The 14,142-nt window shown below is 56.7% G+C and carries 12 protein-coding genes; 6 read left to right on the forward strand and 6 right to left on the reverse strand.

Features of this window, described 5'->3' with window-relative positions:
- Positions 1 to 75: 75 nt before the first annotated feature.
- From ATO67_RS09630 to ATO67_RS09640, 3 genes are all read right to left on the reverse strand, one after another.
- Entirely contained in the window at positions 76 to 3,267 is a 3,192-nt protein-coding gene (locus ATO67_RS09630) for an efflux RND transporter permease subunit (RefSeq protein WP_067648260.1), read from the reverse strand.
- Positions 3,268 to 3,396: 129 nt separating this feature from the next.
- Positions 3,397 to 4,587 carry an efflux RND transporter periplasmic adaptor subunit gene (locus tag ATO67_RS09635; protein WP_067647606.1) on the reverse strand — a complete coding sequence of 397 codons (1,191 nt, stop codon included), beginning with the start codon at positions 4,585 to 4,587 and terminating at the stop codon, positions 3,397 to 3,399.
- A 50-nt stretch (positions 4,588 to 4,637) separates the two neighbouring features.
- On the reverse strand, positions 4,638 to 5,435 hold the full coding sequence (locus ATO67_RS09640) for an alpha/beta hydrolase fold domain-containing protein (RefSeq protein WP_067648263.1): 798 nt from the start codon (positions 5,433 to 5,435) through the stop codon (positions 4,638 to 4,640).
- Between the two features lie 144 nt (positions 5,436 to 5,579).
- Here ATO67_RS09640 and ATO67_RS09645 point away from each other — a divergent pair, with 144 nt between their 5' ends.
- Positions 5,580 to 6,536, forward strand: coding sequence for a LysR family transcriptional regulator (locus tag ATO67_RS09645; protein WP_082760218.1), 957 nt, complete (start codon positions 5,580 to 5,582; stop codon positions 6,534 to 6,536).
- Positions 6,537 to 6,553: 17 nt separating this feature from the next.
- On the opposite strand, the gene treZ is transcribed toward ATO67_RS09645, so the two are convergent.
- From treZ to phnF, 3 genes are all read right to left on the reverse strand, one after another.
- Positions 6,554 to 8,332: a malto-oligosyltrehalose trehalohydrolase gene (treZ, locus tag ATO67_RS09650; RefSeq protein WP_067647609.1), complete on the reverse strand. Its 1,779-nt coding sequence runs from the start codon at positions 8,330 to 8,332 to the stop codon at positions 6,554 to 6,556.
- 180 nt (positions 8,333 to 8,512) lie between these two features.
- Entirely contained in the window at positions 8,513 to 9,304 is a 792-nt protein-coding gene (locus tag ATO67_RS09655) for an SDR family oxidoreductase (RefSeq protein ID WP_067647612.1), read from the reverse strand.
- 197 nt (positions 9,305 to 9,501) lie between these two features.
- Positions 9,502 to 10,236: a phosphonate metabolism transcriptional regulator PhnF gene (gene phnF / locus ATO67_RS09660; protein ID WP_067647616.1), complete on the reverse strand. Its 735-nt coding sequence runs from the start codon at positions 10,234 to 10,236 to the stop codon at positions 9,502 to 9,504.
- A gap of 117 nt (positions 10,237 to 10,353) precedes the next feature.
- On the opposite strand from phnF, the gene phnG reads away from it, so the two are divergent.
- The 5 genes from phnG to phnK are packed head-to-tail and all read left to right on the forward strand — an operon-like array spanning position 10,354 to position 14,142.
- Positions 10,354 to 10,803, forward strand: a complete 450-nt coding sequence (gene phnG / locus ATO67_RS09665; RefSeq protein WP_067647619.1) for a phosphonate C-P lyase system protein PhnG — start codon at positions 10,354 to 10,356, stop codon at positions 10,801 to 10,803.
- Entirely contained in the window at positions 10,803 to 11,399 is a 597-nt protein-coding gene (gene phnH / locus ATO67_RS09670) for a phosphonate C-P lyase system protein PhnH (RefSeq protein ID WP_067647622.1), read from the forward strand. Before phnG ends, phnH begins: the two co-directional genes overlap by 1 nt.
- 3 nt (positions 11,400 to 11,402) lie before the next feature.
- Positions 11,403 to 12,494: a carbon-phosphorus lyase complex subunit gene (locus ATO67_RS09675; protein ID WP_067647625.1), complete on the forward strand. Its 1,092-nt coding sequence runs from the start codon at positions 11,403 to 11,405 to the stop codon at positions 12,492 to 12,494.
- A complete protein-coding gene (locus ATO67_RS09680; RefSeq protein WP_067647628.1) occupies positions 12,491 to 13,372 on the forward strand; it encodes an alpha-D-ribose 1-methylphosphonate 5-phosphate C-P-lyase PhnJ in 882 nt (293 codons plus the stop codon). The genes ATO67_RS09675 and ATO67_RS09680 overlap by 4 nt, the downstream gene beginning before the upstream one ends.
- Positions 13,369 to 14,142: a phosphonate C-P lyase system protein PhnK gene (phnK, locus tag ATO67_RS09685; RefSeq protein ID WP_067647631.1), complete on the forward strand. Its 774-nt coding sequence runs from the start codon at positions 13,369 to 13,371 to the stop codon at positions 14,140 to 14,142. The genes ATO67_RS09680 and phnK overlap by 4 nt, the downstream gene beginning before the upstream one ends.

A 14,142-nucleotide genomic window follows, 5' to 3' on the forward strand; every position in this document is an offset into this window, starting at 1 on the left:
GGATATTTCAGGAAAAGGAAAACCGCAGAATCTGTTGATCCTGCGGTTTTTCATTGGCTTCGGATTTCAGGTCGGTCAGACAGCCTTATCCATCTTGTAGTCGGTGTTCGCGGGCTCTTCCTTGTGCTGGATCAGCGGTCGATTACCCGAAAGTTTGCGTACCAGCACGTAAAACACCGGCGTCATGAAGATACCAAAGATCGTGACGCCGATCATGCCCGAGAACACCGCGACACCCATGGCCGAGCGCATTTCAGCACCCGCACCCGTGGAGATGACCAGCGGCACCACACCCATGATGAAGGCAAGCGATGTCATCAGGATCGGCCGCAGACGAAGACGGCTTGCCTCGATGGCTGCGGCAACAGGCGTTCTACCTTCGAACTCCAGTTCCCGGGCGAACTCCACGATCAGGATCGCGTTCTTTGCCGAGAGGCCCACAAGGACGATGAGGCCAATCTGCGTGAAGATGTTGTTGTCACCTCCCGTCAACCAGACCCCGGTCATTGCCGCCAGCACGCCCATCGGTACGATCATGATGATGGCAAGCGGCAAGGTCAGACTTTCGTACTGCGCAGCCAGCACCAGATAGACCAGCAACAAAGCGAGCGGGAAGACGAGGAAGCCCGAGCTTCCGGCAAGGATTTGCTGGTAGGTCAGATCCGTCCACTCGTAAGCAATGCCGGATGGCAAAGTCTCAGCAGCGATGCGTTCGATGGCGGCCTGCGCCTCACCCGACGAGAAGCCCGGAGCTGGACCACCATTGATATCGGCAGACAGGAAGCCGTTATAGCGCGTGGTACGTTCAGGGCCCGTCGTTGCATCTACCTTCAAGAGTGCGGAAAGCGGTATCATCTGGCCGTTGGACGAACGCACCTTCAACTGACCGATATCGTCTGCCTGCGCACGGAACTTCGCATCCGCCTGCACCCGCACACTGTAGGTACGGCCAAAGGCGTTGAAGTCGTTGACGTAGAGCGAGCCGAGATAGATCTGCAACGTCTCGAATACATCGGTGACGGACACGCCGAGCTGTTCAGCCTTGGCGCGATCAAGATCTGCGTAAAGCTGCGGCACGTTGATCTGGAAGCTGGAGAACAGGCCTGCCAATTCTGGCGCTTGATAGGCTTTCGCAAGAAACGCCTTATTAACATCATCCAGAGCCTGATAGCCGAAGCCCGCACGGTCCTCGATCTGCATCTTGAAGCCGCCCGTGGTGCCGAGACCGTTGACCGGTGGCGGCGGGAACATGGCGATGAAGGCATCCTGTACGGCACCGAATTTCTGGTTCAGCGCCATGGCAATGGCACCGCCCGATAATTCAGGCGTAGTACGTTCCTCAAACGGGCTAAGCGCCACGAAGACAACGCCCGCATTGGAACTGTTGGTAAAGCCGTTGATGGACAGACCCGGAAACGCAATCGCATGCTCGACGCCCGGTTGTTGCATGGCGATATCGCTCATGCGCTTGATGACGTCTTCGGTACGATCAAGGCTGGCGGCATCCGGCAGCTGAGCAAAACCGATGAGGTACTGCTTGTCCTGCGCAGGCACGAAGCCGCCAGGTACGGCATTGAACATGCCGTAGGTGGCGCCTGCGAGAACCACATAGACGATCATCACGATGCTCTTGCGGTTCAGCAGTCCGCCAACGCTTTTGCCGTAACCATTCGAGGCTGCCCCGAAGGCTCGGTTGAACCCACGGAAGAAGCCGCCGAGAACCTTATCCATTCCACGCGTCAGCCAATCCTTCGGCGCATGGTGATCCTTCAGCAGCAAGGCAGCCAAGGCTGGAGACAGGGTCAGCGAGTTGATGGCCGAAATCACCGTGGAGATGGCAATCGTCAGCGCGAACTGGCGGTAGAACTGGCCCGACAGGCCCGAGATGAAGGCAAGTGGTACGAAGACCGCGACCAGCACCAGCGCGATAGCAATGATGGGGCCGGACACTTCTTTCATGGCGCGGTAGGTTGCGTCACGCGGAGACAATCCGTTTTCGATGTTACGCTCGACGTTTTCCACCACCACGATGGCATCGTCCACGACGATACCGATGGCCAGCACAAGCCCGAAAAGGCTGAGCGCGTTGATCGAAAAACCGAAGACATACATCACCGCGAATGTACCGATGATGGATACGGGTACGGCAATCAACGGGATGATCGAGGCGCGCCATGTCTGGAGGAACAGGATCACGACGATGACGACGAGTGCGATGGCTTCCAGCAAGGTATCGATGACCTTGTCGATGGATGCACGCACGAACTGCGTCGTGTCGTAGACGATTTCGTATTTCACGCCATCCGGCATTGCCTTTTGCAAGTCTTGCATGGTCGCAGAAACCTGATCGGAGATGGTGATTGCGTTGGAGCCGGGGGCCTGGAAGACGGGAATGGCGACGGCAGACTTTCCATCCAGCAACGACCGCAGCGCATAGTCCGCCGCACCGAGTTCGACGCGTGCAACGTCGCGCAAGCGCGTGATTTCGCCGTTAGTACCGCTTTTCACGATGATGTTGCCGAATTCTTCCGGTGTGGAAAGGCGGCCTTGGGCGTTGACGTTGAGCTGAAGATCGACGCCGTTAAGGCTCGGCGAAGCGCCGATGGTGCCTGCTGCGGCCTGTACGTTCTGCTCACGAATGGCATTGCTGATATCGCTGGCAGCCAGATTGTGTTCGGCAGCCTTTTGCGGATCGATCCAGACGCGCATGGAATAATCGCCCGCGCCGAAGATCTGCACCTGGCCCACACCTTCGATGCGCGCCAGCCGGTCCTTGATGTTGAGAACGGCATAGTTGCGCAAATAGGTCAGGTCATACTGATTGCCGGGCGAGACCAGATGCACGACCATCATCAGGTCGGGCGAGCTTTTGACGGTGGAGACGCCGAGGCTTCTGACTTCGGCTGGCAAACGCGGCTCGGCCTGCGAGACCCGGTTCTGCACCAGTTGCTGGGCCTTGTCCGGGTCTGTGCCGAGCTTGAACGTCACCGTCAGCGTCATGACGCCGTCGGATGTCGCCTGGCTGGACATATAAAGCATGTCTTCAACGCCGTTGATCTGTTCTTCCAGCGGCGTTGCCACCGTTTCGGCGATGACCTTGGGGTTCGCGCCGGGGTAGGTGGCGCGCACGACGATGGAAGGTGGCACGACTTCCGGGTATTCGGAAATCGGCAAGGCGCGCATGCCGATGAGGCCCGCGACGACGATAAGGACCGATAGCACGCCAGCAAAAACCGGCCGGTCCACAAAAAATCTGGAGATGTTCATAGCAAAGGCCCTCTCGCCTCCGGGTGGAATTTGGATGCAGAAAACCGCTCCGGTGACATTGGGCTGTCGGCGGATCGTTTTTCTATTTTGAATATGCTGGCGGGCCTCAAATCGGCCCGCCATGAAAGGTTATTGCGAGGCCGCGACCTTTTCTTCCGTCTGCGGTGCAACAATGGCACCGGGGCGAATGCGCTGAAGACCGTTGACGACGATCTTGTCTCCGGCCGCAAGACCGCTTTCAACGACGCGCAGGCCATCTGCCGATGGGCCGGGCTTGATCTGCCGGTAGTTCACCTTGTTCTCACCATCCACCACGAAGACGAATTTCTTGTCCTGATCGGTGCCGATGGCCCGGTCGGTGATAACGATGCGGTTCTCCGACTTCGGCTCACCTAAACGAACCCGCACGAACTGGCCGGGGATCAGATGTCCATCCGTGTTGGCGAATACAGCGCGGACCCCGATTGTGCCGCTTGCGCTATCGACCTGATTGTCGATGAGATGCAAGGTGCCCTTGATCGGTGTTCCCTCATCGGCCAGCGTGCCGACTTCGACCGGTATTTGCTCCAGTGCCTGAAGCGCACCGTCCGATGCTGGGAGCTGCGACAGAGCCTTCGCCACCATTTCTTCGCTTGCGTTGAAGCTTGCATAGATTGGGTCGACGGAAACCAGTGTCGTCAGTGCTGGAGATGTCGAACCGGCAGCAACGAGGTTGCCGACGGTAATCTCAAGCTTGCCAACGCGGCCCGACACGGGAGCACGAAGCTCGGTATAGCTCAAGTCGAGTTGGGCGGTCGTTAGTGCTGCGCGTGCCGCCCGCGCTTGCGCTTCGGCATCTGCAACATTACTTTGGCGCTGGTCGAAATCGCTTTGCGAAATGGTGCGATTGTCGGCCATTCTGCGGCCACGCTCGAGCTCGGTTCTAGCCAGGCTTACCTTGGCGTCGGCGGAGGCGACCTGTGCTTCCGCACCCGCGACCGTCGCCTGATAGGGTGCCGGATCAATCGTGAAGAGTGCATCGCCAGCCTTTACCAGCGCGCCTTCACGGAAGTGAACGGCCTGGATTTGGCCTGCCACTCGTGATCGTATCTGGACCCGCTCGACGGCTTCCAAACGACCGGAGAACTGTTCCCAGTGGGTGATGTCGCGGCTTTCGACAACTGCGACAGTGACGGGAACGGCAGGTGGTTCCGCCGGGGCGGACGCCGCGACGGCGCCGGTCGACAGGGGAAGGTCTAATAAAAATGCCGCCGCTGCAACGGCCACGGCAAGGCCTATGCCGGCACCCGCAAGGGCACGGCGCTTGTTCTTGAGCGTCATGGGTAATCTCCTTGGCTCCACAGGGAGCCGATCAGTTATGTCGAAAAATGCTAATGCTTCAGGTCTTGAACGAAATCCGCAAACTCGGTGCAAACAGCTGAAAGCCATTTTCCACCTTCACCGCGATAAAGCCCTGTCCAGCCGGAACCGACAGGGAAAACATGCTGCCGGACCTGTACCCCTGCTTCGCTCAAACGACCGGCATAATTGACGGTCTCGTCGCGAAGAGGGTCATCCTCGGCCGTAAAAATCAGCGCCGGTGCTACACGGTTCAGCCGCGTACACTGGCAGGGTGCGGCATAGGGGTGGGCAAACCCACAGGCTTTTGCCAGATAGTGGCTCCAGCCTTCCGCCCAACGCTGCCGCATTCCAATCTTGTCTGCGTCCCGAAAAGACGTGGACGCCATCAGTGGATCGATCATTGGTGAGAGCAAAATCTGCCCCGCCAGTTTTCCAGGCATCCGATCCCGCGCTTTTAGCGCCAAACCAGCCGCCACATTGCCGCCTGCCTCTTCGCCCGCTACAAACACCAGCGATTTTGCGCTGCCATAAAGCTTGCGGTTATTGCTTAGGCAATCCAGCGCCTCGAAAGCGCAGTCTATGACTGCCGGAAACTCGTTGCAGGATGTCGTGCTATAATCAGCCTCGATCACAACGGCCCCCTTATCGGCGAGTGCCCTCGCGACCGGCAATTCCGGGCACTGACCACCCTGTTCCAGAAACGAACCGCCACGAAGATAAAGCACGAGCGGTGGCGTCCGGTTCTCACCTTCACCCTTGTAGACACGTACCGACAGAGGCGGTTGATCCGTTCCGCCATTTTCGATCGTGTGCCACTGCGTGTTCATTTCGTTTCCTTCGAAGCCGCTCAAGGTGACCTCTTGCAGCAATTTCTGAAATAGATATTATTGTTCGGGATAAAATGTACAAGTCCGCAAAATTGAAAACACTATTCCAAAATAGCGGACAATAGATCGAAAGGGCGATGTGCCATGGATCAGCTAGCGGCGATGCGTGTTTTTGCACGGGTGGTGGAGACCGGAAATTTTACACGGGCGGCCAACGCGCTGAATATTCCAAAGACCACTGTCACCAATATGGTGCAGGGATTGGAGGCACATCTGCGCACTACGCTGCTTAATCGCACGACGCGCCGAGTGATGGTGACGACTGATGGCGCGTTGTACTACGAGCGGGCCATTCAGATATTGTCCGAAATCGATGAGCTGGACGGAAGCCTGTCCAACACGAACACGCAGCCATCTGGCAGACTACGTGTCGAGATGGCGGGAGCGTTCGCGGACCATATCATCATCCCCAACCTGTGCGATTTCTACGAACGTTATCCACTCATCCGCCTCGACCTCGGGGTTGGCGACAGACTGGTGGATTACATCGCGGAGAACGTCGATTGCGCGGTGCGTGTTGGCACGCCACGCGATCAGTCACTCATCGCCCGCAAGGTGTCCGAGCTTGAGTTCGTGACATGCGCCGCGCCTTCCTACATAGAAAAATTCGGTGTGCCGCAACAGCCAGAAGACCTTGAGGGCGAGCACTATTGTGTTGGGTACCTCAACGCAACCTCCGGCCAAATCATGACGATGCCGTTCGACAACGGAACGCGCACGGTGGAAATCACGCCGCGTTATATCGTTTCGGCCAATGATAGCCGCACTTACCAAAATGCGGCGCTGGCGGGTATGGGTGTTGCGCAACTGGTTCCATTCATGATCCGGGATGATTTCGCCAAAGGCAATCTCGTGCCTGTTCTGCCGGAATGGAACCGGGAACCCATGCCCATTTACATCGTCTACCCACAAACGAGGCACGTCACGAACAAGGTTCGTGTCTTCGTCGACTGGCTGGCCAAACTTTTGCACAAGGATGATTTGGGGTCACTGGAAGCGCGCGGCGCAACAACTCACTTGCCCAGCCGTCATATCGCGTAAATCTGCGACAATCCCTGTCAATCAGCCCTCTCCTGTATGTAAAAAGCAACCGACAGAGGTGGCAACGTCTCGTGGGTGTCAGCTTTGCTGTTCGGCCAGATGCGTTCGCCCAACTTAGACCCCAGGGCAATTTCCTTTTTTGAGAGATTAAGGCGCAGTTGCAGGGCGATATCGCCGAGCTTCCAGTCTACGAAAACGCATCTTTCCGGGGCATCCAGAACTTTGCCGCTGTTCGCTTGAGCGTCCAGGAGATGTGGGACGATGCGTTCCCGACGGATTTCGATGAGTTGTCGAATCTGGTTCGACCATGCCTGCCCTTCTGGTGTCTCTGATTGAGCCCAGTCGATTTTGGAATCGAGAAATGTAGTTTCTGCATTCGGGTCGGGGATGTCCGTCGCCGAGAAGCCTTCAGGGTAACCGCCGAAATTCTCCGCTTCAGGCGCACGGTTGTCGCGGATGATTGTCGCCAGCTCATCGGTGTAGTCGGCAAAGAAATGGAAGGGCGTGTTGTCGCGGTAAGATTCGCCCATGAAAAGAAGGGGGACCTGCGGGGAGAGGAGAAGCATCGCGGTCAAAGCAAGATGGGTCTGTTCATCGATACTTGTATGTAACCGATCTCCGAGGGCGCGATTGCCGACCTGATCATGGTTCTGGAGAAAATGGATGAAGGCTGTCGGTTGCAAACTGGCGCTTGGAGGCAGGTGATTACTGACAGTCGGCTCCCCAGCATCCACATAACCTTCGGACATGATTTTGCGTAGCTTTCCGAAAGCGTCATCTGCGAATTTAGCGAAGATACCGCTGCTCTCATTCGTGACGATCCTGTGCACCACATGATGAAAGCCGTCATTCCAGTCTGCTGTGAACAATCCATCCACCAGAAGGTCTGTACCGTTAGGCGGATTTTCGATCATCAAATGGACATTACGACCTGTTATGCGCCCTCGCACGGCTGAAGGAATGTCTTCGAGAATGTGTGGACTGCTATCGTCTTTGACCTCGTTGACGGCATCTAAACGCAAGCCATCAAACCGAAATTCTTCAAGCCAATATAAAGCATTATCAATGAAATAGCGTCTGACAGGTTGCTGCTCGAAAGCGATTTCCTGCCCCCAGTCATTATGCTTGTCTCTGAAAAACGCCGGTGCATATTGGCTTAGAAAATTACCTTCAGGGCCGAAGTGGTTGTAGACCACGTCGAGAAAGACCATCAAACCCAAGCCGTGTGCAACGTCTACCAATGCCTTCAGTTCGTCGGGCGTTCCGTAAGCAGTATGTGGTGCATATTGCAGCACGCCATCATACCCCCATCCCCTGTTGCCGGGAAAATGCGCGATCGGCAACAGCTCGATGGCGGTCACTCCGATTGAAGCGAGATGGCTGAGTTTGGCTGCCACCGCGTTGAACGTTCCTTCCGGTGTGAAGGTGCCGACATGAATCTCGCAGATCACCGTCTCATGCCAAGGTCTGCCTTGCCATTGCAGATGTTGCCAGCGGTAAGCCTTCGGGTTGGTCAGGACGGACAGCCCCAAAACATCTGTCTGCTGCTGGCGTGACGCAGGATCCGACACGACGGTGCCGTCATCCAACACAAATCCGTAGGGTGACCCGAACGGCTGTTCATCAATGTAGATTTCGAACCAGCCGTCGTGACGTCGTGTCATGGCATAATCGCCCGAGAGCCGCAGCCTCACTTCGTTCTGGTTCGGTGCCCAGAGACGAAAACGCGTACCGGGGCCAACAATTTGCGGCCCCCAAGATGGGGTAGCATCATATCCATTTTCGCCCAGTGTCATCCAAAAATCCCGTACAATCACTCTAATATTAACGTGGGCAAAGCTAACGTGGTGGTCTCAATAAGGCTGCAATTTCAATGAAAAAATCTGTTATGCGGGATTGCCTGAGCGCGTGTTTTTCGCAGAGACGTTTCGATGGTTACGTCTCTGCGCTGCGAGGACTATCATGTGTAGGCAATGCTAGATCATGATCTCGCCGCCTGTAACCGGAACAACCGCTCCGGTCATGTAGCTTCCGAGGTCTGAGGCCAGCAGCACGTAGGCGCCAGCCAATTCCGCTGGTTGGCCAGCCCGGGCCAGCAAAGTGTTTTCGCCGAATTTTGCGGTCTTTTCCGCAGGCATTGTCGAGGGAATGAGAGGAGTCCAGATTGGACCCGGTGCCACGGCGTTGACGCGGATGCCCTTGTCAGCCACCATCTCTGCAAGTCCGGCGGTAAAGTTGGAGATTGCTCCCTTGGTAGACGCATAGGCGAGCAGTGCCTGGGAAGGTTGCCGGGACTGGATGGATGTCGTGTTGATGATTGAACTGCCGGGTTTCATCAGGGGCACCGCAGCTTTCGACAAAAAGAATGGCGCGTATATGTTGGTGCGGAACGTCTCGTCCCATTCCTCGGCAGTAATGTCCTCTATCGACGCATATGTTCGCTGAAAGGCGGCATTGTTGACCAAAATGTCGATGGCTCCAAGCTTCTCGACGGTCTGCGCTACCAACGATCTGCAATGCGCTTCCGACTTGATATCTCCAGGAACCAGGATCGCTTTACGACCTGCCTCTTTGACCCACTTGGCAGTATCTTCGGCATCTTCATCTTCGTTGAGATAGGAAATGAGAATATCGGCTCCTTCTCTTGCGAAGGCGATGGCCACAGCTTTTCCGATGCCGGAATCAGCGCCTGTAATCAACGCGACCTTCCCCGATAACCTGCCGTTTCCGCGATAGGAACTCTCACCATGATCTGGAACAGGGTTCATCTGCGCCGTCGTTCCCGGCGGCTCTTGCTGCTGTTTGGAATAGGGTGGAGTAGGGCGATTTGTATCGGACACAGGATCTCCAATCGTGTTGCTGGCAGGAATGCCTTCCTTTCGCTAACAAGCGATTGACTGATCAGTTCCCTTCCAAATTGCAGCGTTGTTAAAGACCTGCCATTGTTCGAGTGCTTTTTGAAGCTTCACATCGCCGGACTATTGTTCGCAAACACCAGTTCCATCCTGTCGGCGAGAAATCGCGTGACGATGCTTTGGATTGGCGTGCCTTCCATATCAACGTCTATGGCCTGACTGACGAGAACGATGCTATCGGGCATGCAATTGAGCAGTTCGACGTCGCGAGACGAGACCCGTTCTGCCGTTAATCGTGTTTCCTGGCGTCGATAATCTGCGAGACCTTCGAGTTTCAGGGCTTTGGTGATGGAACCGGTTTCCGCATAGGCGGCGATGATGCCGGGAAAGCGATCAGCGGAAAACAGAGAAACTGACCGGGACATCGGCGCGCCATTTGCAACGGCGAGATGCTCGACGCGGTGCAGTGGTGAGCCGGGACTGCATGACAAAAGTCTTGCCTGAGTGGCATCTGCGGCAACGATCTCCGCATGGATCAGACGCCCGGACGGCGCGAGCGACTGACGCATCATGTTTTCGGAAAATCTGGGCCTGTCTCCAATGGGGTAAACTACGCGTGTCTGGGCCGCATTGACGAACGTGCCACGCCCGCGCTCCGCCCGTAAAAGTCCATCGGCAGAGAGCACTGCGATAGCACGCCGGACAGTGTGCCTGTTGACACCAAACTGTGTGGCAAGTTCTGTCTCTGGCGGCAATTGATCGCCGATTTTGCCCTCTGCGATTGCGCTGCGAATGCCGTCTGCCACTTTGCGCCACCGCGATATTCCGTCGTCACTCGCATTCATTTTTCGTCATTGGTCCCGTTGTCATTCCATCGTCATCATTGGTGATGTATAAAACGAATAAGAATGGTTGTCTATACAAATAGACAAATTTGATTGTTCTGAGTGTGGGCGGCAAAGATGATGGAAATATTCGATCGAAAGCAGGCGCTGGGTATTCTTGCCGGGACACCGGCCGATATTCTTTCGCAAACGTATGGCATGTTAGGTGGGAATATGCCGCCAGCAGTTGTTGTGCGCGGCCCGGAAATCGGCACCGTCATGGTTCGTGGCAAGGTTGGCGGTGGCGGCGCCGCCTTTAATCTCGGTGAAGCCAGCGTCACCCGCGCAACCGTGAAGCTTGCGACCGGCGAGGTCGGGCATTCGATCATCCTCGGGCGAGATCAGCGCAAGGCGCACATCGTTGCTCATTTGGACGCCCTAAGGCAACGGCCTGATTGGATTGCCCGCATCGACGCTGACATCGTTCTTCCCGCCTTGACCTTCATGGAAGACGAAAAACTTCGCCGGGCTGAAGAAACGGAAGCGACGAAAGTGGACTTCTTCACGGTCGCGAGAGGAGAAGACTGATGAGCACGGTAACCTTCGATGGCGGCTTTGCCGATCCGGTCTTTGCCTCGCAAGATGTTTTCCACGCTGTGATGCACGCCTTGTCGATGCCCGGAACGGTTGCCGCGCTCGGTGAACGGGCGCTTGGCCCTTTACCCCTATGCGCTGCCGCATCGGCAATTCTTCTGACGCTGGCAGATTACGCTACGCCCGTCTGGTTCGAAGCCCCGGACGAAACACAGGATGCAGCGGCATGGCTTACCTTTCACAGCGGTGCACCTGTTCTATCGGAGCCAGCAAAAGCTAGCTTCGTGCTTCTTTCTGATACGACCGATGTCGAGAGCTGGGACATATTTGCCCGCGGCACCATGGAATACCCGGATCGTTCCGCGACCCTTATTCTGCCGGTACGCTCAATAGACGGTGGTTCATCGCTCGAGTTGACCGGCCCCGGTATCGAAACGTCACGTACCATTGCACCCGCCGGTTTACCGGCTGGTTTTGCAAGCGCGATGGCGGTCAACACAGCCCTTTACCCCTTGGGTTTCGACATTGTGCTCGTCTGTGGCGCCGAGGCAATCGCCCTGCCGCGAACGACCCGTATAAAGGAGGTTTGACCCATGTATGTGGCTGTAAAAGGTGGCGAAGCGGCAATCGACAAAGCGCATAAGCTGCTTGCCGATCGTCGGCGTGGAGACCGCGCTGTTCCCGCGTTGACGCTTGATCAGATCGCAGAACAATTGGCGCTCGGTGTCGACCGGGTCATGGCCGAGGGATCGCTCTACGATCCGCAACTGGCGGCAATGTGCGTTCGCCAGTCACGCGGTGATCTCATCGAAGCAATCTTTCTGTTGCGCGCATATCGTACGACATTGCCGCGCTTTGGTTATTCGCTGCCTGTCGCGACTGACACCATGCAGATCGAGCGGCGCGTGTCGGCGACGTACAAGGACATACCCGGCGGCCAGCTACTAGGCCCGACTTTCGATTATACCCACAGACTGATTGACCCTGACATGGCTGGTGATGAGCCGGTGGCCCAACCGGCCCGACGCCTTCTGGATACTGCAGGATCGTTTCCGAGAGTGACCGATATTCTCAACGACGAAGGCCTGATCGAGCCGGATGTCGCCTCTGACAAGGAGCCTGCCGACCTCACGCGTGATCCGACGTCCTTTCCAGTTGATCGGGATTTGAGATTGCAGGCGCTTGCGCGGGGTGATGAAGGTTTCCTGCTTTCTCTCGCTTACTCCACCCAGCGCGGTTATGGACGCACCCATCCCTTCGTCGGTGAAGTCCGCATCGGCATGGTGGAGGTCGAGGTCGATGTACCAGAACTGGGTTTCGCGGTCTCGATTGGCTCGATACGCGTGACGGAATGCCAGATGGTTTCCCAGTTCAAAGGACAAGGCGAAGAAGGGCCTCGGTTTACGCGTGGCTACGGCCTCGTGTTTGGCCAGTCCGAGAGAAAAGCAATGGCGGTTAGCCTCGTCGATCGCGCTCTTCGTGCAGATGAGTTCGACGAACAGCGAACAGCGCCCGCACAGGACGAGGAGTTCGTCCTTGCCCATTGTGACAACGTAGAAGCAACCGGCTTTGTCGAGCATCTGAAGCTACCGCATTACGTGGATTTCCAGGCGGAGCTCGGTTTGTTGCGCATGCTTCGGGGTGAAAAAGAAGATGCCTCGCAAAACAAGGAGGCTGCGGAATGAATTTGCCAAGCTACAATTTCGCTTATCTCGATGAGCAGACCAAACGGATGATCCGTCGCGCCATTCTGAAGGCGATTGCCATTCCGGGTTATCAGGTCCCGTTTGCGTCGCGTGAAATGCCGATGCCATATGGCTGGGGAACCGGCGGTGTGCAGGTCACAGCCGCGATCCTCGGTCCGGACGATGTGTTGAAAGTCATAGATCAAGGTGCCGACGACACCACCAATGCCGTGTCTATCCGCGCCTTTTTCGCCAAGACAGCAGGCGTTGCCACAACGACGAAGACGAACGAGGCAACGGTCATCCAGACACGTCACCGCATTCCTGAAACGCCCCTGCGAGCAGGTCAGACAATCGTCTATCAGGTCCCGATCCCGGAACCGCTGCGCTTTTTGGAGCCGCGTGAGACTGAAACCCGCGTTATGCACGGGCTGGAGGAATACGGACTTGTTCATGTCAAGCTGTATGAGGACATTGCCCAGCATGGTCACATCGCCACGACCTACGCGTATCCTGTGAAGGTTGAGGGTCGCTACGTCATGGACCCATCACCTATCCCTAAGTTCGACAATCCGAAAATGCACAATTCGCCAGCGCTGCAACTGTTCGGGGCCGGGCGTGAGAAGCGCATTTACGCGCTGCCGCCTTTCACCGAAGTCGTCAGCCTTGATTTCGAGGACCACCCGTTCGCTATCCAGCGGTTCACTTCATCCTGTGCACTTTGCAACGCCGAAGGCGTCTATCTCGATGAAGTGGTGACGGATGATCACGGTGGCCGAATGTTCGTGTGCTCCGATACCGACCACTGCGAAACCCGCCAGGCAGACGGCCACCACGGCCCTGGCTTGCCCCAACTCGCGACGGGAGATCAGCAATGACCGGCCCCATTCTTTCCGTTCAAAATCTGGAGCGGCGCTATGGCGACTTCGTTGGCTGCACGGATGTCTCGTTCGACGTCTGGCCGGGTGAAGTCATTGCTATCGTCGGTGAATCCGGCTCAGGCAAAACCACACTCCTCAACTGCATATCGGCGCGTCTCCAACGCTCGAGCGGTAGCGTCAGATATCGTATGCGGGATGGCCGGTTCCCAGATCTGGCCGAGCTTTCCGAAGCCGAACGTCGGTTTCTGATGCGCACCGACTGGGGTTTTGTTCACCAGAACCCGGCTGATGGCCTGCGCATGCGGGTATCGGCGGGCGCCAATGTCGGTGAGCGGCTTATGGCGGTCGGTGAGCGACATTATGGTGATATCCGTCGCTCCGCTGGCGAGTGGTTGTCACGCGTCGAGATTGCGATGGATCGCATCGACGATCAGCCGGTGACGTTCTCTGGCGGCATGCGCCAGCGCCTGCAGATCGCCCGCAATCTCGTCACGCATCCGCGTTTGATTTTTATGGACGAACCTACTGGTGGTCTAGATGTTTCCGTCCAGGCGCGCGTGCTCGACCTGTTGCGAAATCTCGTCAACGATATGGGTCTGTCAGTGGTCATCGTTACCCATGATCTCGCTGTTGCGCGCCTGTTATCCCAACGGATGATCGTCATGAAAAGCGGGCGGATCGTGGAGCAGGGGCTAACCGACCGGGTACTGGACGATCCGCAGCATGCCTATACCCAGCTTCTTGTCGCTTCGATCCCGGAGAGTTGA

Source organism: Agrobacterium bohemicum (assembly GCF_001562555.1).
Lineage (GTDB): Bacteria > Pseudomonadota > Alphaproteobacteria > Rhizobiales > Rhizobiaceae > Agrobacterium > Agrobacterium bohemicum.